This window comes from Yersinia thracica (genome assembly GCF_902170565.1).
Lineage (GTDB): Bacteria > Pseudomonadota > Gammaproteobacteria > Enterobacterales > Enterobacteriaceae > Yersinia > Yersinia thracica.
Window position 1 is genome coordinate 17,497 of sequence record NZ_CABHXX010000134.1, and the last position, 21,068, is coordinate 38,564.

Genomic DNA, 21,068 nt, shown 5'->3' on the forward strand with positions numbered 1-21,068 from the left:
AGATACCAGAAATTAGTGGATTGAATCATATCCCCAGCGATTCATTGCCAAGGAATCATATACATACGTTATGGATGTTGCTTTATTTTATAGATGCAAGTCACTGTTTACACTAAACCCAGCACACGTTTAACCGGGCCAAAACTGCGCCGATGATGTTCAGTTGCACCCAAAGTTGCCAATTTTTCCAAATGGACAGCGGTTGGATAACCTTTGTGTTGCGCGAAACCATATCCGGGAAATTGAAGATCCAGCTCAGTCATTTCGCGATCACGGGTTACTTTAGCCAGAATTGAAGCGGCGCTTATCTCAGCTACCCGACTGTCACCTTTCACTACAGCCAATGACGGCATAACCAGCTTCGGGCACCGATTACCGTCAATCAAGACATAATCGGGGGTTATATGCAGCCCTGCTACCGCCCTTTGCATTGCCAGCATAGTTGCGTGCAATATATTTAGATGATCAATTTCTTCTGGCTCAGCGCGACCAAGGCTCCATGATAAGGCCTTGTCTGTAATTTCGTCATAAAGTGATAAACGGCGCTTTTCACTCAGTTTTTTTGAGTCAGCTAAGCCCGCAATTGGCCGTTTCGGATCGAGAATAACTGCAGCGGTAACAACGGCCCCCACTAAAGGGCCACGGCCCACTTCATCCACACCCGCAATCAAGTTTGCTTGTGGATAAATAAAAATATCAGTCATCGTCCGGCTAACTCCAATACAGCCTGTGCCGCCTGTTCATCCGCACCACAGCGGATGCTCTGATGTAAGATCAGGAAGCGCTCTTTTAAGGCCTCAACCGCCTCTCCACCTTGCAATAAAGGCAGCAGCGCATCTGCTAGTTTCTGCGGTTGACACTCTTGTTGCAACAACTCTGTCACTAGCTCTTCACCAGCCAACAAATTGGGCAATGAGACATAAGGAGTTTTAACCAACCGCTCGGCTAACCAGAATGTGAAAGGTTTCATACGATAACCAACTACCATTGGGCACTTGGCCAACATGCATTCTAATGCAGCAGTACCGGAAGCCAGTAACGTCGCATCAGCAGAAATCATCGCCAGACGGGCATTGCCATCAAGTAAATGTACTGACAGATCCGGGGTAACTTCGGCCTTAATTCGCTCGAATTGCTCACGGCGCTTGCTATTCACCAGCGGAACCAGCACTTCCAGATTGGGCAGTTGTTGCTTCAGAATGGCTGCGGTGCGCAGGAAGTCACCACTGAGCATTTCGACTTCAGAATGGCGACTACCCGGCAATAAAGCCAGACAAGGTGTATTGGGTGCAATACCAAGCTCAGCTTTTGCCGCGTGTTTATCGGGAGCCAATGGCATAGTGTCCGCCATGGTATGGCCGATAAAACGGCAGGGAACATTAAAACGATCGTAAAACGCTTTTTCAAAAGGAAGGAAGGCGAGCACCATATCGGTCGCTTTGCCAATTTTGAAAACACGTTTTTGCCGCCAGGCCCACACGGATGGGCTGACATAATGAACGGTTCGTATGCCACGCTGTTTCAAGCGCCCTTCGAGGGTAATATTGAAATCAGGAGCATCGATACCGACAAAAACATCCGGCGATAGCTCGCTAAAACGCTGAGTCAGCTCTTTTCGGATTTTCAGTAGACGTGGCAGGCGCTCTAACACTTCAACAACGCCCATCACTGCCAACTCTTCCATTTCAAACCAGGCTTCACATCCTTCAGCTTGCATCAGCGGCCCTGCTACACCAACAAAGCGAGCATCAGGAACCTGAGCTTTCAGCGCACGAATCAATCCTGCACCTAAGATGTCGCCGGAGGTTTCACCGGCGACTAAACCTATAGTTAAAGGACGCCCGCCGCTTGACGGTCGATCAACAGATAATGGGCTATTTTGCATAAGTCAGCGAATAATACCGCGAGTCGAACGAGCAAAGAAATCAATGAATGCTTGAACTGATGGATGCTGTTCCGCCAATTCAGCAATTTCAGGTTTCACTTCATCCAATGTCCGGCCACTGCGATACAATAATTTGTATGCATTGCGGATAGCATGGAGTGATTCTTTGTCGAAACCACGGCGTTTTAACCCTTCGATATTGATACCGAATGGTGTCGCGTGGTTACCTTGAGCGATGACAAAAGGAGGCACATCCTGAGCTACACCAGAACAACCGCCCACCATCACATGCGCACCAATCACGCAGAATTGGTGGATAGCAGTCATTCCGCCAATAATGGCAAAATCGTCGATTTCTACATGACCACCCAATGTTGCATTATTCGCAAGAATACAACGATTGCCAATGATACAGTCATGGGCAATATGGGCATTAATCATCAGTAAATTATCGCTGCCTACTTTCGTTAATCCACCACCTTGCACGGTGCCTCGGTGGATAGAAACACTTTCACGGATACGATTACGGTCACCGATCTCTACGCGAGTAGGTTCGCCAGCATATTTCAGATCCTGATTTGCTTCACCAATCGAAGCAAACTGATAAATCTGATTATCACTGCCGATTTTTGTTATTCCATTAACGACGACATGGGATTTCAGTTCCGTGCCAGCGCCGATTTCCACCTGGGATCCGACAAAGCAAAAGGGGCCAATACGAACGCCGGCGCCAATAACGGCACCTTCTTCAACGATAGAACTTGGATGGATAACGGCGGTTTTGTCAATCACGTATCAAGACTCCTTAACTTCAGACTTTGCAGCTTCAGACTTTCCAACTTCAGACTTTCCAACTTCAGCCTTTCCAACTTCAGCCTTTCCAACTACAGCTGTTGCTGGTTTGCTACGAGCACACATCATTGTTGCCGTACAAACGATTTCACCATCAACTTTCGCAACACCAGTAAAACGGGTCAGACCACGGCGCTCTTTAACAAACTCAACTTCCATGATCATTTGATCGCCAGGCACTACTGGGCGTTTAAAGCGAGCGTCATCAATACCAGCAAAATAATAAAGCTCACCTGGTTCAAGTTTACCGCGGCTCTTAAACGCCAAAATCCCGGTAGCCTGAGCCATAGCTTCTAATATCAGCACACCAGGGAAGATGGGCTTACCTGGAAAATGGCCTTGGAAAAATGGCTCGTTGAAAGAGACGTTCTTCACTGCACGCAGAAATTTCCCTTCCTCAAAATCAAGGACACGATCTACCAGCAAAAACGGAAAACGGTGCGGGAGTAGATCCAGAATCTCTTCAATGTGCAGAGTATGAGTGTCAGTAGTCAAAATACTCTTCCTGTCTAAAAACTGATGCTATCAACAACACGGCCTGCACTGCCCCAAAAGGGAGGCATTAGGCAGGCCGCAAATTAGGAACTCTTTACACTTACTTTTGGCATCAATTGCCAATAAGTTTGATTATTTGCTCAGAGTTTCGGGCTTAAGTGATTATTCTTTATCGATTTTGCGCTCAATCGCTTTTAAGCGTTTATTAATTCCATCAATATTCATCACTAAAGCAGCTGTTTTGCGCCACACTTTATTGGGTTGTAGCGGAATACCGGAGGAGTATAACCCAGGTTCAGTGATTGGGCGCATCACCATTCCCATTCCGGTGATTGTGACTTTGTCACAAATCTCCATATGACCATTGATCACACTTGCGCCGCCTATCATACAATAGCGTCCAACTTTCAGACTACCTGCCATGATAACACCACCCGCAACCGCGGTATTGTCGCCAATCACAACGTTATGTGCAATCTGACATTGGTTATCAATGATGACGCCATTACCAATAATCGTATTATCCAGCGCACCACGGTCAATTGTTGTACAAGCGCCAATCTCAACACGGTCGCCAATATGTACAGAACCAAGCTGCGGTATTTTTATCCAGTTGCCACGATCATTTGCATAGCCAAAACCATCTGCACCAATGACCGTACCGGATTGAATCAGACAGTTTTGCCCAATGACAACTTCATGATAAACGGAGACATTGGCCCACAAACGGCTACCAGCACCAATGTGAGTATCCTTACCAATAAAACAGCCAGCACCGATAACCACGTTATCGCCCAGCACAACACCAGACTCTATCACTGCATTCGCACCGATAGATAAGTTCTCGCCCAATGTTGCCTGTGGAGAAATCACCGCACTTGGGGCGATATCTTGCGCAGGCTGAGGTGTGGTATCCATTATCTGTGCCATGCGCGCATAGGTTAAATATGGATTTTTAACCACCAGGGCCGCCGATTTACAGAAAGGTAAGTCAGCCTCAGTCAGCACCACCGCACCTGCATTGCAAGTTGCGAGTTGTTCTTGATAACGGCTGTTTGACAAGAATGTGATTTGCGAAGGCTCGGCAGAATGCATAGAAGCGATGCCGGTGATGACAAGAGAGCCATCACCGTGCACCTGTGCATCCAACTGCTGGGCTAAATCAGCCAGTCGAATTGAAGGCATGTTTTATTTAACCTGTTTCAGCACGTCAGCAGTGATATCTTTTGAAGGATCTGCATATGCAACAGCATTTGCATCAATCACCACGTCATAACCACCTTTGCTGGCGACAGATTTAACAGCATCCTGAATACGGCTCAGAATTTTGTTACGTTCTTCCATCTGACGACGGCGATTATCTTGCTCAAAAGCCTGGGCTTTAGTAGAGAAAGTTTCACGCTGTTTCATTACGTCGCTTTCCAGCTTAGTACGATCACTCGCTTTCATGGTAGAACCGTCACGTTGCAGCTTCTGCATTTTAGTCTGCAGATCGCGCTCCATTCCTTGCAGTTCGGTTGCACGGCCTTTGAATTCATTCTCCAGCTGCTTAGCTACGGTTTCACGCGCAGGTAATTGTTGGAAAATGCTGGAAACGTTAACAATAGCAATCTTGTCTGCGGCTTGAACGCTGGCAGAAGCTGCCAATGCTAAACCAAGACCTGCGGCACACAACCACTTTTTCACTATAAACTCCTTACCATTACCCGTTTGTGTCAGAGACACCTTGAAGTGCACTTAATACTGAATAATACCTAAGATAGCGCCAGCCTAAGCCAACGCTACTTTAGGTTATTTCAACTACCAGTGCTGTCTTTAAAATTCAGTGCTACTTTGCCAATCAATTACCAAGTTTTACCGATGTTAAACTGGAATTGCTCTGACTTATCGCCTTCATAATCTTTAACCGGTTTAGCGTATGAGAACACTAAAGGCCCCAATGGTGACATCCATTGTAGTGCCACACCGGCAGAGACACGAATATTGCTAGCTTTACTGTAATCAGGAATACCTGCTGCTCGTGTTTGAGCGGTATTTTCCCAATTGGTATCCCATACGGTACCTGAGTCAATGAAGACTGAAGTGCGTACAGAGTTCGAGTATTTCTCACTAATGAACGGTGTCGGTGTAATCAGTTCTAAACTGGCCACCGCCATGGCGTTCCCCCCTACCGCATCGGTAGAGTTATTAACGCCCTTCCCATTATCGGTATAATACGCCGCTTTTGGACCAATGTTATTAGAGCGGAAACCACGGACAGAGCTAGCGCCACCGGCATAGAAGTTCTCGTAGAATGGCATTTCTTTCGAACCGATGCCGCCACCGTAACCCAAGCGACCACGGCCCAACAGCACCCATGAACGATCTTCATCTAATGGCTGGTATGCTGATGTATCGAATGTGACTTTGTAGAACTCATTATCTGAGCCAGGTACAGTCACTTTCGTATTCACCGAGGATTTCACACCCGACGTTGGGAAGAAGCCACGGTCAAGGTTGTTGTATGTCCAACCCAGATTCAGCGTAAAGTCATCAGTAGTAAAGCCCGTACGCCCAGTATAGTCAGGACGTTGGCCTACTGATTCTAGATAGCGCCACATCGCAACTTGCGGTTCCATATCAGACAGGTCGTTGTGGACGTAACCTAAGCCAACACGCAATGAGTTATTCTCATTGATTGGGAAGCCTAAAGTACCGTCAACGCCATAGCTGCTGTTGGTATAACCGGACAGGTCTGCGTTATCTGCTTTAAAATCATTATAGAAGATACGCCCGCCCAGACTGACACCGTCAACGGTGAAGTATGGGTCAGTTAAGGTAAACTCAGCATAGGTCTGGTAGTCGTTTTTCGTGCCGTTAATACCGACAGTGTTACCCGTACCCAACCAGTTATCTTGCTGCACGCCAACCTGGAAGCTCACGCCACTTTCAGTACCGTAACCGATACCAAAGTTCAGACTACCCGTGTTTCGTTCCTTAACTTTGTAAGTAACATCGACCTGATCAGCCGTTCCTGGGACACGTTGAGTTTCAACATCAACAGTCTCGAAATATCCTAAACGGTTCAGACGTTCTTTACCGGCTTCGACTTGATCATTACCCAGCCATGCACCTTCCATTTGACGCATTTCACGGCGCAACACTGAGTCTTTACTGGTGTCATTGCCTTCGAAACGGACATTCCGGACATAGAAACGGTTACCCGCATCTACATTGATACGCAATTTAACTGTTTTATCAGCATCGTTAATTTCAGGCTGAGATACGACGCGCGGGTAAGCATAGCCATAGCGGCCCAACATCTTCTTGATGTCTTCTTCCATGCGCGTCACTTTACTGCCGTTAAACAGTTCACCCGGCTCAATCTTGGTCAGCTTATCCGCCTCAGATTGATGGCCCGCAAGATTACCGCTCACCACCACGCTGTTAAGCTTGTATTGGTCGCCTTCAGTAATATTGATAGTGATATAGATGCCTTTTTTATCTGGCGTCAAACTCACTTGGGTCGAATCAATGTTAAACCGGGCATAACCACGATCCAGATAGAAACTGCGTAAGGTTTCAAGGTCACCAGCCAGTTTCTGCTTCTGATATTTACGATCACCGACCACGTTCCACCATGGCACTTCATCGCGCAATTGGAAGCGCGAGATAAGTTCATCAGTTGTGAAACTGTGGTTACCTACGATGTTGATCTGCTGAATTTTTGCAGACACACCCTCGGTAAAGACCAGTTTTAGATCAACACGATTACGCGGCAATGGCGTAACAACAGCCTTCACTGAAGCACTGTATTTACCCACACTGTAGTAGAAGTCTTCGAGTCCTTTTTCAATGTTGGATATAGTGGTACGGTCCAGGGCTTCGCCAACCCGGACGCCAGAGGCCTCCAGATTCTGCTTAAGCATGTCATCTTTCACCGCTTTATTACCGGAGAAAGTGATGCTGGCAATCGTTGGGCGTTCTTTGACTTGAACAATCAGCGTATCACCATCGCGCAGGACGCGAACGTCCTCGAAGTTGCCTGTAGCAAACAACGCACGGATAGTTTGACCGATGTCATCATCACTGACGGTATCGCCTACGCGAACCGGCATATTAAGTAACGCCGCACCGACGGCGACCCGTTGCAGGCCTTCGAAATGAATATCTTTCACTACGAACCCGTCTGCACCGTATACGGTGGCGCTGCCAAACAGCAGCGACGCTATGAGCAACTTTTTCATCGCCATCGTTGTTATGCGTTCTTCCTAACCTATCCCCTGCCGTTAAAGACGGGAGAAATCATTGAAAAGTGCAAGCCCCATTAATAACACCAGCAAAATCGAGCCGATGCGATAACTGAAGTCCTGTACTCGCTCAGAAACCGGCCCACCCTTCAGCTTTTCTATCGCCAGGAAGAGCAGATGTCCACCATCTAACACCGGTAACGGGAACAAATTGATAATGCCCAAGTTGACACTGATCAGTGCCAAAAACATCAGGTAATACACCAACCCGTACTCAGCTGAAACCCCAGCACCTTGTGCAATAGATATCGGGCCACTCAAGTTATTCAGCTTAACATCACCAGTAATCAGTTTACCCAACATGCTTACCGTCAAATGCATCAACTGCCAGGTTTTATCCCCAGCTTGGTAGAGTGCGGTGAACGGGCCATATTGGCGAATCGTTTTATATTCATCCGGAAGCGGTATAACTTTCGGCACTACACCCGCAAAACCTTCACTGCGGTTTTCTCCAACCGATTTTGTATCTGGTATCAAGGTTAAAGACAAGGGGGTACCACCCCTTTCAATATCTAACACCAGCGCTTTACCGGGGTTATCTCGAACTTGTAAAACAAATGATTGCCAACGATCCAGCAACTGACCGTTAACTTTAACTATCCTATCCCCTGCTTGTAAACCCGCCTTTTGTGCCGCTGACCCTGGTTGGACTTCTGCCAAGACGGATTCAATCTGCGGGCCACGCGGAATAATGCCTAACGCAACCACTGGATCTTGTTTATCTGGCTCAAATTGCCACTGACGCAAATCCAAGGTCTTTTGCACCACATTAGCAGAGCCAAATGGAGCAACACCGACTTGTGTTTGCTTATCGCCAATTTTACTGATTAAAGCCAAACGAACAGAATCCCAATCAGGCGTTTCGATGCCATCTACAGACTTAAGTTCCATTCCTGGAGAAATATTGGCTTGCGCAGCAATGGATTGTGGCGAAATATCACCCACAACCGGACGTACACTTGGCACGCCAATGATAAACACCAGCCAGTAAGCAATGATAGCAAAAAGGAAGTTAGCAATAGGGCCCGCGCTGACGATTGCCGCACGTTGTAAAATGGTTTTATTGTTAAAAGATTGATGACGGAGCTCCGGAGCAACAGTCTCTACGCGCTCATCCAACATTTTAACGTAGCCACCCAATGGGATGAGGGCGATAACATACTCGGTTCCCTGACGATCAGTTCTACGCCATAACGCTTTACCAAAACCAATCGAAAAGCGTTCGACACGGACACCACAGCGCCGTGCCACCCAAAAGTGGCCAAACTCATGCACTGTAATTAAGATCCCCAGTGCGATAATAAACGCGGCCAGGCTCCAGAGTATGCTCATCATATTCCCTAAACTCCCCGTCAGTGACGGATTAAAACACTAACAGCATTAAGCAGGCAAATACCGGCACAGCTGCGGTCAGGCTATCGATACGATCCAGTATCCCACCATGACCAGGAATCAAATGACCACTGTCTTTGATTCCCGCTTCACGTTTAAACATACTTTCGGTCAAATCGCCGAGTACCGAGGCCAATGCTGCGACCACGGAACAGATTAACAGTTTTTCGGGGATGATATCCAATGGAGCATATCGACCAAACAACCATGATATCAGAGCTGATGTCAGTAAACCGCCAATTAATCCTTCCCACGTTTTACCTGGTGAGACTTTAGGCGCCAATTTATGTTTACCGAACAATTTACCGAACATGTAGGCGCCAGAATCGGCTCCCCACACCAGCAGCATCACATAAAGCAGCCACCAGGCACCAATATTATGGTTCTGCTCATAGCCATACTGGCGTAGTGCCACCATGCCCCAGAAGAATGGGACAATGGTCAGAATACCGAAAACTATACGCAACAGACGTGAATCGCGCCAAAATACCGCAGAGCGTGGGTAAGTCAGCACCAACAGCAATGCAGTGATCCACCAGCCCATGGAAAGCCAGAGAGGCACGCTCACTTGTGGAAGATGAGCTGAATGTTGATAGGCCGGGAGGCTAAGCAACATTGAGATCAGTAAAAAACCACACAGTATGGCTAGCCAAATACGCTGAGAACGACTGGCTAACCCGGCTAATTGCCCCCATTCCCAAGCAGCAAGCATGCTGACAACAAGAGTGACAATAGCAAAACCAACCGGCGGAAGCAGGAACAGTGCACCAATGACAACCGGAATCAAGATTAAAGCAGTTATGAGACGATACTTCAGCAAAAGTTCCCCCTAGGATGCAGTGGCATCGATAGGTGTAGTTCCCCCGAAGCGACGCTCGCGTTGTGCAAATGCATTCAGCGCACCTTCAAAGACATGTTCATCAAAATCAGGCCAGAGTACATCAGTAAAGTAAAGTTCAGCATAGGCGATTTGCCACAACAAGAAATTACTGATGCGATGTTCACCACCGGTTCTGATCACTAAATCTACCTCAGATTGCTCATGCAGGCAGATATGCGAATTTAGCGATTCTTCACAAATATCTGTGGGTTGCAATTCCCCTCGCTGTACCTGCTCAGCTAAGTGACGCACTCCCTGAATAATATCCCAACGGCCACCATAGTTGGCAGCAATGTTAAGTCTCAGACCGTCATTATTTGCCGTTAACTCTTCTGAGCGACGGATCCGTTTCTGCAAACGTTCACTAAAGCGACTGATATCGCCAATTACCGATAACCGGACTTTATGTTTATGCAGACTTTTTACTTCGCTGTCCAGCGCATGAACAAAAAGTTCCATTAATGCGGTGACTTCTTGAGCAGGGCGGTTCCAGTTTTCACTGCTAAAAGCATAAAGCGTGAGCGCATCCAACTGATGAGTAGCAGCAAAACTGACCGCTCTGCGAACAGATTTCACTCCCGCTTTATGACCAAAAACCCTTAATTTACCCTGTTTTTTGGCCCAACGCCCATTGCCATCCATAATGATAGCAACATGGCGTGGGGTCTCGGGGGACAAGTTAGCCCTATCTTCATTTACAGACGACATAATGCGAACTCATTTCCTCAATAAATCAATTGTTCATCCCGAACATTAGGCAGCAAGCGCACAAAAAAAGCCGTGTACCAAGTCACGGCTTCTTCAGTGACAGCCAAAATAGACGGTTTAAATACCTATTGGGCCACTAATCAACAGTCTATCTACCCATTGACAGTGCAGACTATATCATCTCAGCCTTGTCCTAACAAATTCCCACATTAGCCAAGGAGGCTTTTAATTATTCAATTTCGCTATTACTTGAACCGCCATATCGCGGGCTTTACGATCAATCACCAACACCTCATCCACACTGGCTGGCTCTGGTAATGATAACTGCTCCACAACAGTACGATTAATCACTGCAATATCAGTGAAACGAATTTGCGAATCCAAGAATGCCATGACAGAAATTTCGTTGGCTGCATTCAGGGCGGTAGTGGCGGCTTGCCCTGCATTTGATGCATCAATAGCCAATTTCAAGCACGGATAACGCTGATAATCTGGCTCCGCAAAAGTCAGCTCGCGTATGTTGCAGAAATCTAGTGGTGCAACGCCTGAACTCACCCGCATTGGATACGCCATCGCATGTGCAATCGGTGTTCGCATATCTGGCGTACCCATCTGTGCCAATACGCTACCATCATGGTAGCGCACCATTGAATGAATAACAGATTGAGGATGTAAAATAACTTCCACCTGTTCTGCGCTAGCATTAAATAACCACCGCGCTTCGATATACTCCAGCCCTTTGTTCATCATTGTCGCTGAGTCGACCGAAATCTTGCGCCCCATAGACCAGTTTGGATGGGCACAAGCTTGATCTGGGGTGACATCTACAAATTGTGCTAATGGAGTTTCACGCAGTGGGCCACCAGAGCCCGTTAAGATAATGCGGGAAACACCATTCTCACTCAGTGAAGAATAGCCTAATTGAGACTGAACCTTTTCAGGTAAACTCTGAAAAATAGCATTATGTTCGCTGTCGATGGGTAACAGTTGTGCACGGCTGTGCTTCACTTCATCCATAAAGAGCTTGCCACAAGTAATTAGTGACTCTTTGTTGGCCAGTAATACTTGTTTCCCGGCGCGGATAGCCGCCAGTGTTGACGGTAAACCTGCGACGCCGACAATCGCCGCCATCACCTGATCAACATCGCCGATAGCCGCCAGCTCGCACGCGGCTTTTTCGCCGGAGTAAACTTCTGTTCTTGAACCGTTTTCTGCCAATAACCGGCGCAATGCTTTAGCCGAAGTTTCATCGGACATAGCTGCATAACGGGGAGCGAATTCGAGACATTGTTGGGCCATCTGATCAACATTGCGACCAGCAACCAATGCGGTGATTTTGAATAATTCAGGATTAGTGCGCACAACACCCAGAGTGCTGTTGCCGATGGAACCTGTAGAGCCAAGAATAGTCAGTTGCTTCATGAGAGTACTCTGAATAACTGTTTTTATGATAGGCGCGGCATCAATCTAATAAAACATTGAACCCGCTAAAACAAAGCGCCAACTAAGCGGCGCTTTGTCATGGCGAATGAGGATTAGAAATCCATCAACTCAGTTTCTTTAGCAGCCAACGCAGCATCAACTTTCTTGATAAAGGCATCGGTCAGTTTTTGTATGTCTTCCTGAGAGCGACGATCTTCATCTTCGCTGATCTCTTTATCTTTCAACAAAGCTTTTACTTTATCGTTAGCATCGCGGCGCACGTTACGAATAGAAACGCGGCCCTGCTCTGCTTCTGCACGAACAACTTTGATTAAGTCTTTACGGCGTTCTTCTGTCAATGCTGGCAGTGGAACACGGATAACGGTGCCCGCAGAAGAAGGATTCAGGCCTAAATCAGAGGTCATGATCGCTTTTTCAACTGCGGCACTGAGGCTGCGGTCAAAAACAGTCAAAGCCAAAGTCCGGGAGTCTTCAACGACGATGTTAGCCAACTGGCGCAATGGCGTTGCAGTGCCATAATACTCAACCTGGATGCCATCAAGAATACTTGGAGAAGCGCGGCCGGTACGGATCTTACTGATGTGATTCTGGAATGCTTCTAAGCATTTTTCCATACGCACTTCGGTATCTTTTCTAATTTCGTTAATCACGTTGTGAACCCTTGAAAACTGGTTACTTGGCAGGCCATACCTTGAGTATAGCCAGTGAATATACAAACCAACAGTTGCTGGCGTTAGGGGCAACCCCTCGACAACACGGGCAGTCGCTTATTTAACTGTCGGTATCACTTCTTTAGTGATCAATGTCCCTTCGTTCTCACCCATCACCACACGGCGCAGAGCGCCAGGCTTATTCATGTTGAAGACACGAATCGGCAGGTTGTGGTCACGGGCCAAAGTGAAGGCCGCCAGATCCATAACTTTCAGCTCTCGCTCTAAAACGTCCTGATAGGTTAACTGCTCAAACAGTGTTGCGTCAGGATTTTTCACCGGATCTGCGGAGTACACCCCATCGACTTTTGTTGCTTTTAACACAACATCAGCTTCAATCTCGATGCCACGCAGACAAGCTGCGGAGTCTGTAGTGAAAAATGGGTTACCGGTACCCGCAGCAAAAATGACCACGCGGTTGTGGCGCAGCAGGCTAATTGCTTCAGCCCAGCTGTAATTATCACACACACCATTAAGTGGAATAGCAGACATCAGGCGGGCGTTCACATAGGCACGGTGCAGTGCATCTCGCATTGCCAGGCCGTTCATTACGGTAGCCAGCATTCCCATGTGGTCGCCCACTACGCGGTTCATCCCTGCTTGTGCCAAACCGGCACCGCGGAACAAGTTACCGCCGCCAATCACCACACCGACTTGAATGCCCAATTCGACCAGCTCTTTAACTTCTTGAGCCATGCGATCCAAAACGCTTGCGTCGATACCAAAACCTTCTGCGCCTTGCAGGGCTTCGCCACTAAGCTTAAGCAGGATACGCTGATATACGGGTTTTGCATTGGTTGCCATGGTGTTCTGTCCTAAGCAGCAGTAATAATATTGGGGACTTGACCGTCAGGATTTCAATGCAGTATTGGGCGTTGAAAACTGACTAGCCTAAGCTTATACCCTCAATAACTCGAGTGACAGGAAGACGACAACTGAGGTGAACAAAAGCAGTCAACGTACCTGTAGCTTGAAATATGACGGGTATCGAGTGGATAAAATGGAACCGCCTGGTGGCGGCCCCATTTTTAGCATTAAGACTGTTTGCTCATTGCTGCAACTTCAGCAGCAAAGTCAGTCTCAACTTTCTCAATGCCTTCGCCCACTTCGAAGCGGATGAAGTTTACAACGTCAGCTTTGTGCTCTTTCAACAGATCGCCAACAGTTTTGCTTGGGTCCATAACGAAGTTCTGACCAGTCAGAGAAACTTCGCCGGTGAACTTACGCATACGGCCTTCAACCATCTTCTCAGCAATTTCACGCGGTTTGCCGGATTCGATAGCGATGTCCAACTGGATTTGGTGCTCGCGAGCAACAACCTCAGCAGGAACATCTTCTGGCTTAACGTATTCAGGCTTGCTTGCAGCGATGTGCATAGCAATGTGCTTAACCAACTCTTCATCAGCGCCAGTTGCCGCAACCATAACACCGATACGTGCACCGTGCAGATAAGTACCCAGAACATCGCCTTCCAGAACAGCAACACGACGAATGTTGATGTTCTCACCGATTTTAGCCACCAAGTTAGCGCGTTGTTCTTCGAACTTAGCTTTCAGAACGTCGATATCAGCGATTTTGTCAGCCAAAGCTGCGTTGATAACTTCTTCGCCGAATGCTTTGAAGCCAGCATCTTTAGCAACGAAGTCAGTTTCGCAGTTCAGTTCCAGAATCACACCGAATTTGCCGTCGGCTGAAATTTTAGCCAGGATGATACCTTCAGCAGCGATACGGCCTGCTTTCTTGGCAGCTTTGGCCTGACCAGATTTACGCATATTGTCGATGGCAAGCTCGATGTCGCCGTTAGCTTCAACCAACGCCTTTTTACATTCCATCATGCCTGCGGCAGTACGCTCACGCAGTTCTTTTACCAAAGCAGCGGTAATAGCAACCATTTCAATTTCCTCGGTTCTCTTGTGAAAACAAGATCTCACATTAGATACGCAAAGGGGGCCTATAAAAGGCCCCCTAACCAACATATTTCAATACCTGGTTAATAAGGGCTCACGACGAGCCTGACTTATTATTCAGCTTCTACGAAGCTTTCTTCCGCTTGAACGGCCAGATCTTGAGAACGACCTTCAGTGACGGCAGTAGCAACAGCGCTCAGGTACAGTTTAACTGCACGGATTGCGTCATCGTTACCTGGGATGATGAAGTCAACGCCATCTGGATCGGAGTTAGTATCAACGATAGAGAATACCGGGATACCCAGGTTGTTAGCTTCTTTGATAGCGATGTGTTCGTGATCAGCATCAACAACGAACAGTGCGTCTGGTAAGCCGCCCATGTCTTTGATACCGCCCAGGCTGTTTTCCAGCTTGTTCAGTTCACGAGTACGCATCAGCGCTTCTTTTTTGGTCAGCTTGTCAAAGGTGCCGTCTTGAGACTGGATTTCCAAATCTTTCAAACGTTTGATGGACTGACGAACAGTTTTCCAGTTAGTCAGCATCCCGCCCAACCAGCGATGGTTCACGAAGAACTGGTCGCAGTTGTTGGCAGCGTCTTTTACCGCTTCGCTTGCTGCGCGTTTAGTACCAACGAACAAGATCTTACCTTTACGGGAAGAGATCTTTTTCAATTCAGCCAGAGCTTCATTGAACAATGGTACGGTCTTTTCCAGGTTGATGATGTGAACTTTGTTACGTGCGCCGAAGATGAAAGGCTTCATTTTCGGGTTCCAGTAACGGGTCTGGTGACCAAAGTGAACACCGGCCTGGAGCATGTCGCGCATGGAAACAGTTGCCATGATTAAAACCTCTATAGTATCAGTTGGGGTTATGCCTCCACGTGTCCCATAACGCCGACCCCATAAGCGATTGATAATCATCAAAAACTTTAGGGCACCCCGGCGTATGTGTCGACACGTGTGTGTTATTTACACATATGAGTGCGATTGGTATTACTCGACTAAATAGTACTTTCTTATCAGAACATGCACAGGCTCCCTAGAGAGACCCAAGAATAATTTCCTAACAAAGAAAATAGTACGATTCGCCGGCGCGCTTTATACCATAAACAGCCACAACACACCAACTTTTGTTGTATTTAATGTCGTCACTGCAAAGGAAAGTTTGGCAGCAAATTGCTGGGCTGATACCATTAGCGACAGCTTTTTTAGGGTATATGATATTTACCTGCTTATTCATATCACGGCGGCTGGTTGATACTTACAGCCCCTACGGACACTTTTGCATGGCAATCTCAATCAAAACACCTGAAGATATTCAAAAAATGCGCGTTGCTGGCCGCTTGGCTGCTGAAGTGCTGGAAATCATTGAACCTCACGTAAAACCAGGCGTCACTACCGGCGAGCTTGATCGTATTTGTCACGATCATATTACCAATCACCAGCAAGCGATTTCAGCTTGTCTTGGTTATCACGGCTTTCCGAAGTCAGTGTGTATTTCGGTCAATGAAGTTATCTGCCACGGCATTCCAAGTGACGAAAAAGTCCTGAAAGATGGCGATATCGTGAACATCGACGTGACCGTGATTAAAGACGGCTTCCATGGCGACACGTCAAAAATGTTTATTGTCGGCAAACCAACCATCCTCGGTGAGCGTTTGTGTCGAGTGACCCAAGAGAGCCTGTATCTGGCTATCAAAATGGTCAAACCGGGTATCCGCCTGCGCACCTTGGGTAAAGAAATCCAGAAGTTTGTCGAAGCGGAAAACTTCTCTGTCGTCCGTGAATATTGTGGCCACGGCATTGGTGAAGGTTTCCATGAAGAGCCACAAGTTCTGCACTACGACGCTGATGACGGTGGCGTTGTCCTGCAAGCCGGTATGGCTTTCACCATTGAACCTATGGTCAATGCTGGCGATTATCGCATCCGCACCATGAAAGACGGTTGGACAGTAAAAACTAAAGATCGCAGCTTGTCGGCGCAGTATGAGCATACTATTGTGGTCACTGATAACGGCTGCGAAATAATGACGTTGCGCAAGGATGACACCATTCCCAACATCATAACGCACGAGTAATATGACAAGCCGGCATCCGCCGGTTTTTTTATGGGTTGCGTCTTTATTATCAACGGGGAATATATGTCTGACAATCACTCCGAGCATACTCTATCGCTGATAACCACACCGGTCATTCCTGAGCAGCCCGCATCCCCGACCACCTATCTTGATAGCGAGCTGAATTGCCCGATACTCAAGCAACGGCTAGAGACTTTCCAGTCTTGGTTGGCTGATGCATTCAATGGCGGAATCAGTGCAGAGACATTAATTGCTGCGCGCAGTGATTACATCGACCACTTGTTGCGGCGACTGTGGACATTCTATGGCTTTGATGATGTGCCAGAAACCGCACTGGTCGCCGTCGGCGGTTATGGTCGTGGTGAATTGCATCCACTATCTGATATCGATGTCCTGATTCTGACCAAACAACGCCTGAACGACGAACAAGCTCCGCGAGTCGGCCAATTAATTACGTTGTTATGGGATTTGAAGCTGGAAGTTGGTCATAGTGTGCGCACACTGGAAGAGTGTTTACTGGAAGGTTTAGCCGACCTCACTGTTGCCACCAATATGATTGAATCGCGTCTAATTTGTGGCGATGTCGCGCTGTTCCTACAGATGCAAAAACATATTTTCAGCGAAAATTTCTGGCCCTCCCCCCAATTTTTCCATGCCAAGCTGGTTGAGCAACAAGAGCGGCATAAACGCTATCACGGCACCAGTTATAATCTGGAGCCAGATATTAAAAGCAGCCCCGGAGGCTTAAGAGATATTCATACCTTACAGTGGGTTGCCCGCCGCCATTTCGGCGCAACATCTTTAAGTGAAATGGTTGATTTTGGTTTTCTCACTAAAGCCGAGCGTAACGAACTGATTGAAAGCCAAAGTTTTTTGTGGCGCATCCGCTTTGCTTTGCATTTGGTTCTGACCCGCTACGACAACCGCCTGTTATTTGATCGCCAACTGAGTGTTGCCCAACTTCTGCAATATCAAGGCGAAGGTAATGAGCCGGTCGAACGTATGATGAAAGATTTTTATCGTATGACGCGCCGGGTCAGTGAACTGAACAACATGCTGTTACAGCTATTTGATGAAGCCATCTTAGCGCTGGATGCCAATGAGAAACCACGACCACTGGATGATGAGTTTCAGTTGCGTGGCGATTTAATCGATCTGCGTGATGAAAATCTCTTTGTTGATAAACCTGAAGCTATAATGCGCATGTTCTATCTCATGGTGCGCAATCAGGACATCAAGGGCATTTACTCCACTACCGTGCGCCGTTTACGCCATGCACGTCGGCACCTGAAACAGTCATTATGCAATATCCCTGAAGCACGCAGGCTGTTTATGGCCATTTTGCGCCACCCAGGGGCGGTTTCCCGTGCGCTGTTACCTATGCATCGCCATAGCGTGCTGTGGGCCTATATGCCGCAATGGGGCAGTATTGTCGGGCAAATGCAGTTTGACCTTTTTCATGCTTATACCGTCGACGAGCACACTATCCGGGTGTTACTAAAACTCGAAAGTTTCGCCGATGAAACAACCCGCCCACGCCATCCTCTTTGTGTCGAACTTTATCCGCGTTTACCTCAGCCTGAATTATTGCTGCTCGCGGCGCTGTTCCACGATATCGCCAAAGGACGAGGGGGTGACCATTCAATATTGGGCGCTCACGATGTGCTGGAATTTGCCGAGCAACATGGGCTGAACTCACGCGAGGCCCAATTAGTTGCCTGGCTAGTCCGCTGCCATCTATTGATGTCAGTGACAGCTCAACGCCGAGATATTCAAGACCCGGCGGTTATCCAGCAATTCTCCGCAGAGGTGCAAAGTGAAACTCGTCTGCGTTATTTAGTCAGCCTGACAGTGGCCGATATTTGTGCCACCAATGAAAACCTATGGAATAGCTGGAAACAAAGCCTATTGCGCGAACTTTATTTCGCCACAGAGAAGCAACTGCGCCGCGGCATGCAAAACAGCCCGGATTTACGCGAGCGCGTCCGCCATCATCGGCTACAAGCGCTGGCATTGCTGCGCATGGATAATATTGATGAAGAAGCGCTGCACCGTATTTGGAGCCGCTGTAGAGCAGATTACTTCCTGCGCCATTCGCCCAATCAATTAGCCTGGCATGCCCGTCATTTACTGGAGCATGACTCAACCAAACCCTTGGTGCTGGTAAGCCGTCAGGCCACACGGGGTGGGACAGAAATCTTTATTTGGTGCCCTGATCGTCCGTCATTATTTGCCGCTGTTGTCGGTGAGTTGGATCGCCGAAACCTAAGTGTTCATGACGCTCAGATTTTTACTAATCGAGATGGCATGGCGATGGATACTTTTATTGTGTTGGAGCCGGATGGCAGCCCATTGGCACAAGACCGGCACCCTATTATCATCCATGCTTTGCAGCAAGCGATGACTCGACAAAACTATCAACACCCACGAGTCAGGCGGTTATCGCCCAAGTTACGGCATTTCAGCGTACAGACTGAAACCAACTTCTTACCAACACACAACGAACGCCGGACATATCTGGAACTCATTGCGCTCGACCAACCCGGCTTATTAGCGCGTGTCGGTGACATTTTTGCTGATTTAGGATTATCACTGCACAGTGCGCGCATCACCACAATCGGCGAGCGGGTAGAGGATTTATTTGTGTTAGCAGATAAAGACCGCCGTGCTTTGAGCATTGAAACTCGCCGTGAATTAGCACAACGGTTGACAGATACCCTCAATCCGAACGATAAACTGTGATACAAATACCTTTTTAGTCATTAATTTTCTTACAATCGACCACCCAACGTCCTTGGAGTTATAGCTCACACCGCAGCGACTTCAAGCAAAGGGTAAAACATCAGGAAAGAACAGTATGCAGCAACTACAGAACGTTATTGAAACCGCTTTCGAACGCCGCGCAGATATCACTCCGGCCAATGTTGACACCGTAACACGCGAAGCGATTAACCACGTGATTGATCTGCTGGATACCGGCGCGCTACGTGTTGCAGAAAAGATTGATGGCCAGTGGGTCACTCACCAATGGCTGAAAAAAGCCGTGCTGCTGTCTTTCCGCATCAATGACAACCAGGTTATGGAAGGCGCAGAAACGCGTTACTACGATAAAGTCCCTATGAAGTTTGCTGGCTATGATGAAGCCCGTTTCCAACGTGAAGGTTTCCGTGTCGTACCTCCGGCAACCGTGCGTAAAGGCGCATACATTGCGCGTAATACTGTACTGATGCCTTCCTACGTTAATATCGGTGCTTTTGTTGATGAGGGCACCATGGTCGACACATGGGCAACAGTGGGTTCTTGCGCACAAATCGGTAAGAATGTTCATCTGTCTGGCGGCGTTGGCATTGGCGGCGTATTGGAGCCACTGCAAGCTAACCCAACCATTATCGAGGACAACTGCTTTGTCGGCGCGCGTTCAGAAGTGGTCGAAGGGGTTATTGTTGAAGAAGGCTCGGTTATTTCCATGGGCGTTTTCATTGGTCAAAGCACCCGTATTTATGACCGCGAAACCGGCGAAATCCATTATGGCCGTGTTCCAGCGGGTTCTGTCGTCGTTTCAGGTAATCTGCCATCAAAAGACGGTAGCTACAGCCTGTACTGCGCGGTTATCGTGAAGAAAGTGGACGCGAAAACCCGCGGAAAAGTCGGCATTAATGAGTTATTACGCACCATCGACTAAGATTGAAGATAGCGGGCTAATTACCCGCTATTTTTTTGCCTTGTGAGTTCATCACATTTTTTGGCGAAAATTACCGTCATAATCATAATCTGTGGAATATATACCTAAAGTAATTGGCATTTACAGGGAGACCGCAAGCTAATCCCCAGCAATTCCAAATATGAAAGGGATAAAACTAAAAAGGTGGCGCTATGTATGACAATCTGAAAAGCTTAGGAATCACACAACCAGAAGATGTCGATCGCTATAGCCTGCGTCAGGAGGCCAATAACGACATTCTGAAAATTTACTTCCGCAAAGATAAAGGTGAATTTTTTGCTAAGAGTGTGAAGTTCAAATACCCACGCCAGCGCAAAACAGTGGTCGCTGATAATGCTGGTCATGGCTATAAAGAAATCAATGAAATCAACCCAAATCTACGCTATGTCATTGATGAACTTGATCAACTGTGCAAACGCGATCAAGTTGAAGTTGATTTGAAACGTAAGATTCTGGATGACTTGCGTCATTTAGAGAGTGTAGTGACCAATAAGATTGCTGAAATTGAAGCTGACCTGGAAAAACTGACCAGCGGTCGCTAAATCTGGTTTTTAGTATTGCTAAAGTCACTGGAATTGCAGGTGAATAAACATCGCTCTCACCTGCAATTTCATGAGGAGTATTAGAAATTCTGTGTCATTCCGCTAAAGTATTTAAAAAGAGGAATGACATATGACTCAATCTTTCGATTTTGAAAAAGCGCTAAAAG

Annotated in this window: 19 protein-coding genes; 4 read left to right on the plus strand and 15 right to left on the minus strand. The window is 47.5% G+C overall.

Translation table 11 applies throughout. From position 1 onward, the window contains the following. Positions 1-107: 107 nt before the first annotated feature. From rnhB to rpsB, 15 genes are all read right to left on the minus strand, one after another. Positions 108-704: a ribonuclease HII gene (gene rnhB, locus FTA91_RS18755; RefSeq protein ID WP_145533902.1), complete on the minus strand. Its 597-nt coding sequence runs from the start codon at positions 702-704 to the stop codon at positions 108-110. Then, the gene (gene lpxB / locus FTA91_RS18760; protein WP_145533899.1) at positions 701-1,885 is read right to left on the minus strand and encodes a lipid-A-disaccharide synthase; all 1,185 of its coding nucleotides are present in this window, start codon (positions 1,883-1,885) and stop codon (positions 701-703) included. The genes rnhB and lpxB overlap by 4 nt, the downstream gene beginning before the upstream one ends. A 3-nt stretch (positions 1,886-1,888) precedes the next feature. Beyond that, complete coding sequence (gene lpxA / locus FTA91_RS18765; protein ID WP_004391689.1) at positions 1,889-2,677, minus strand: acyl-ACP--UDP-N-acetylglucosamine O-acyltransferase; 789 nt, start codon at positions 2,675-2,677, stop codon at positions 1,889-1,891. 3 nt (positions 2,678-2,680) lie between these two features. Next, on the minus strand, positions 2,681-3,232 hold the full coding sequence (gene fabZ, locus FTA91_RS18770) for a 3-hydroxyacyl-ACP dehydratase FabZ (protein WP_145533896.1): 552 nt from the start codon (positions 3,230-3,232) through the stop codon (positions 2,681-2,683). A gap of 162 nt (positions 3,233-3,394) precedes the next feature. After that, entirely contained in the window at positions 3,395-4,417 is a 1,023-nt protein-coding gene (gene lpxD / locus FTA91_RS18775; protein ID WP_050113939.1) for a UDP-3-O-(3-hydroxymyristoyl)glucosamine N-acyltransferase, read from the minus strand. 3 nt (positions 4,418-4,420) lie between these two features. Next, positions 4,421-4,918 carry a molecular chaperone Skp gene (skp, locus tag FTA91_RS18780; protein ID WP_032820361.1) on the minus strand — a complete coding sequence of 166 codons (498 nt, stop codon included), beginning with the start codon at positions 4,916-4,918 and terminating at the stop codon, positions 4,421-4,423. A 158-nt stretch (positions 4,919-5,076) separates the two neighbouring features. Continuing rightward, positions 5,077-7,464, minus strand: a complete 2,388-nt coding sequence (bamA, locus tag FTA91_RS18785; protein ID WP_050113937.1) for an outer membrane protein assembly factor BamA — start codon at positions 7,462-7,464, stop codon at positions 5,077-5,079. Between the two features lie 36 nt (positions 7,465-7,500). Beyond that, positions 7,501-8,856 (minus strand): sigma E protease regulator RseP, encoded by a 1,356-nt coding sequence (gene rseP, locus FTA91_RS18790; RefSeq protein ID WP_050113936.1) that lies wholly within the window; start codon positions 8,854-8,856, stop codon positions 7,501-7,503. 28 nt (positions 8,857-8,884) lie between these two features. After that, positions 8,885-9,733, minus strand: a complete 849-nt coding sequence (gene cdsA / locus FTA91_RS18795; protein WP_145533893.1) for a phosphatidate cytidylyltransferase — start codon at positions 9,731-9,733, stop codon at positions 8,885-8,887. A gap of 9 nt (positions 9,734-9,742) precedes the next feature. Then, positions 9,743-10,501, minus strand: coding sequence for a (2E,6E)-farnesyl-diphosphate-specific ditrans,polycis-undecaprenyl-diphosphate synthase (gene ispU / locus FTA91_RS18800; protein WP_050113932.1), 759 nt, complete (start codon positions 10,499-10,501; stop codon positions 9,743-9,745). A 225-nt stretch (positions 10,502-10,726) separates the two neighbouring features. Further along, positions 10,727-11,923, minus strand: a complete 1,197-nt coding sequence (ispC, locus tag FTA91_RS18805; RefSeq protein ID WP_145533890.1) for a 1-deoxy-D-xylulose-5-phosphate reductoisomerase — start codon at positions 11,921-11,923, stop codon at positions 10,727-10,729. Between the two features lie 113 nt (positions 11,924-12,036). Beyond that, positions 12,037-12,594 carry a ribosome recycling factor gene (gene frr, locus FTA91_RS18810; protein ID WP_004391701.1) on the minus strand — a complete coding sequence of 186 codons (558 nt, stop codon included), beginning with the start codon at positions 12,592-12,594 and terminating at the stop codon, positions 12,037-12,039. 117 nt (positions 12,595-12,711) lie between these two features. Beyond that, on the minus strand, positions 12,712-13,458 hold the full coding sequence (gene pyrH, locus FTA91_RS18815; RefSeq protein WP_050113929.1) for a UMP kinase: 747 nt from the start codon (positions 13,456-13,458) through the stop codon (positions 12,712-12,714). Positions 13,459-13,688: 230 nt separating this feature from the next. Then, positions 13,689-14,546 (minus strand): translation elongation factor Ts, encoded by an 858-nt coding sequence (gene tsf / locus FTA91_RS18820; RefSeq protein WP_050113927.1) that lies wholly within the window; start codon positions 14,544-14,546, stop codon positions 13,689-13,691. Positions 14,547-14,674: 128 nt separating this feature from the next. Beyond that, positions 14,675-15,400, minus strand: coding sequence for a 30S ribosomal protein S2 (gene rpsB, locus FTA91_RS18825; RefSeq protein ID WP_050113925.1), 726 nt, complete (start codon positions 15,398-15,400; stop codon positions 14,675-14,677). Positions 15,401-15,846: 446 nt separating this feature from the next. On the opposite strand from rpsB, the gene map reads away from it, so the two are divergent. The 4 genes from map (at position 15,847) to FTA91_RS18845 (ending at position 20,901) form a co-directional block, all read left to right on the plus strand. Then, positions 15,847-16,638 (plus strand): type I methionyl aminopeptidase, encoded by a 792-nt coding sequence (gene map, locus FTA91_RS18830; protein ID WP_050078629.1) that lies wholly within the window; start codon positions 15,847-15,849, stop codon positions 16,636-16,638. 63 nt (positions 16,639-16,701) lie between these two features. Continuing rightward, on the plus strand, positions 16,702-19,380 hold the full coding sequence (gene glnD, locus FTA91_RS18835; RefSeq protein WP_145583762.1) for a bifunctional uridylyltransferase/uridylyl-removing protein GlnD: 2,679 nt from the start codon (positions 16,702-16,704) through the stop codon (positions 19,378-19,380). Between the two features lie 115 nt (positions 19,381-19,495). After that, entirely contained in the window at positions 19,496-20,320 is an 825-nt protein-coding gene (gene dapD / locus FTA91_RS18840; protein ID WP_050113922.1) for a 2,3,4,5-tetrahydropyridine-2,6-dicarboxylate N-succinyltransferase, read from the plus strand. A gap of 191 nt (positions 20,321-20,511) precedes the next feature. After that, positions 20,512-20,901, plus strand: a complete 390-nt coding sequence (locus tag FTA91_RS18845; protein WP_005164058.1) for a DUF3461 family protein — start codon at positions 20,512-20,514, stop codon at positions 20,899-20,901. Positions 20,902-21,068: the final 167 nt, after the last annotated feature.

Excerpts from the sequence above, each read along its gene's own strand:
- rnhB (WP_145533902.1), bottom strand. The coding sequence starts at position 704 with ATGACTGATATTTTTATTTATCCACAAGCAAACTTGATTGCGGGTGTG.
- lpxB (WP_145533899.1), bottom strand. The coding sequence starts at position 1,885 with ATGCAAAATAGCCCATTATCTGTTGATCGACCGTCAAGCGGCGGGCGT.
- lpxD (WP_050113939.1), bottom strand. The coding sequence starts at position 4,417 with ATGCCTTCAATTCGACTGGCTGATTTAGCCCAGCAGTTGGATGCACAG.
- bamA (WP_050113937.1), bottom strand. The coding sequence starts at position 7,464 with ATGGCGATGAAAAAGTTGCTCATAGCGTCGCTGCTGTTTGGCAGCGCC.
- rseP (WP_050113936.1), bottom strand. The coding sequence starts at position 8,856 with ATGATGAGCATACTCTGGAGCCTGGCCGCGTTTATTATCGCACTGGGG.
- ispU (WP_050113932.1), bottom strand. The coding sequence starts at position 10,501 with ATGTCGTCTGTAAATGAAGATAGGGCTAACTTGTCCCCCGAGACCCCA.
- ispC (WP_145533890.1), bottom strand. The coding sequence starts at position 11,923 with ATGAAGCAACTGACTATTCTTGGCTCTACAGGTTCCATCGGCAACAGC.
- pyrH (WP_050113929.1), bottom strand. The coding sequence starts at position 13,458 with ATGGCAACCAATGCAAAACCCGTATATCAGCGTATCCTGCTTAAGCTT.
- tsf (WP_050113927.1), bottom strand. The coding sequence starts at position 14,546 with ATGGTTGCTATTACCGCTGCTTTGGTAAAAGAACTGCGTGAGCGTACT.
- rpsB (WP_050113925.1), bottom strand. The coding sequence starts at position 15,400 with ATGGCAACTGTTTCCATGCGCGACATGCTCCAGGCCGGTGTTCACTTT.
- map (WP_050078629.1), top strand. The coding sequence starts at position 15,847 with ATGGCAATCTCAATCAAAACACCTGAAGATATTCAAAAAATGCGCGTT.
- glnD (WP_145583762.1), top strand. The coding sequence starts at position 16,702 with ATGTCTGACAATCACTCCGAGCATACTCTATCGCTGATAACCACACCG.
- dapD (WP_050113922.1), top strand. The coding sequence starts at position 19,496 with ATGCAGCAACTACAGAACGTTATTGAAACCGCTTTCGAACGCCGCGCA.
- FTA91_RS18845 (WP_005164058.1), top strand. The coding sequence starts at position 20,512 with ATGTATGACAATCTGAAAAGCTTAGGAATCACACAACCAGAAGATGTC.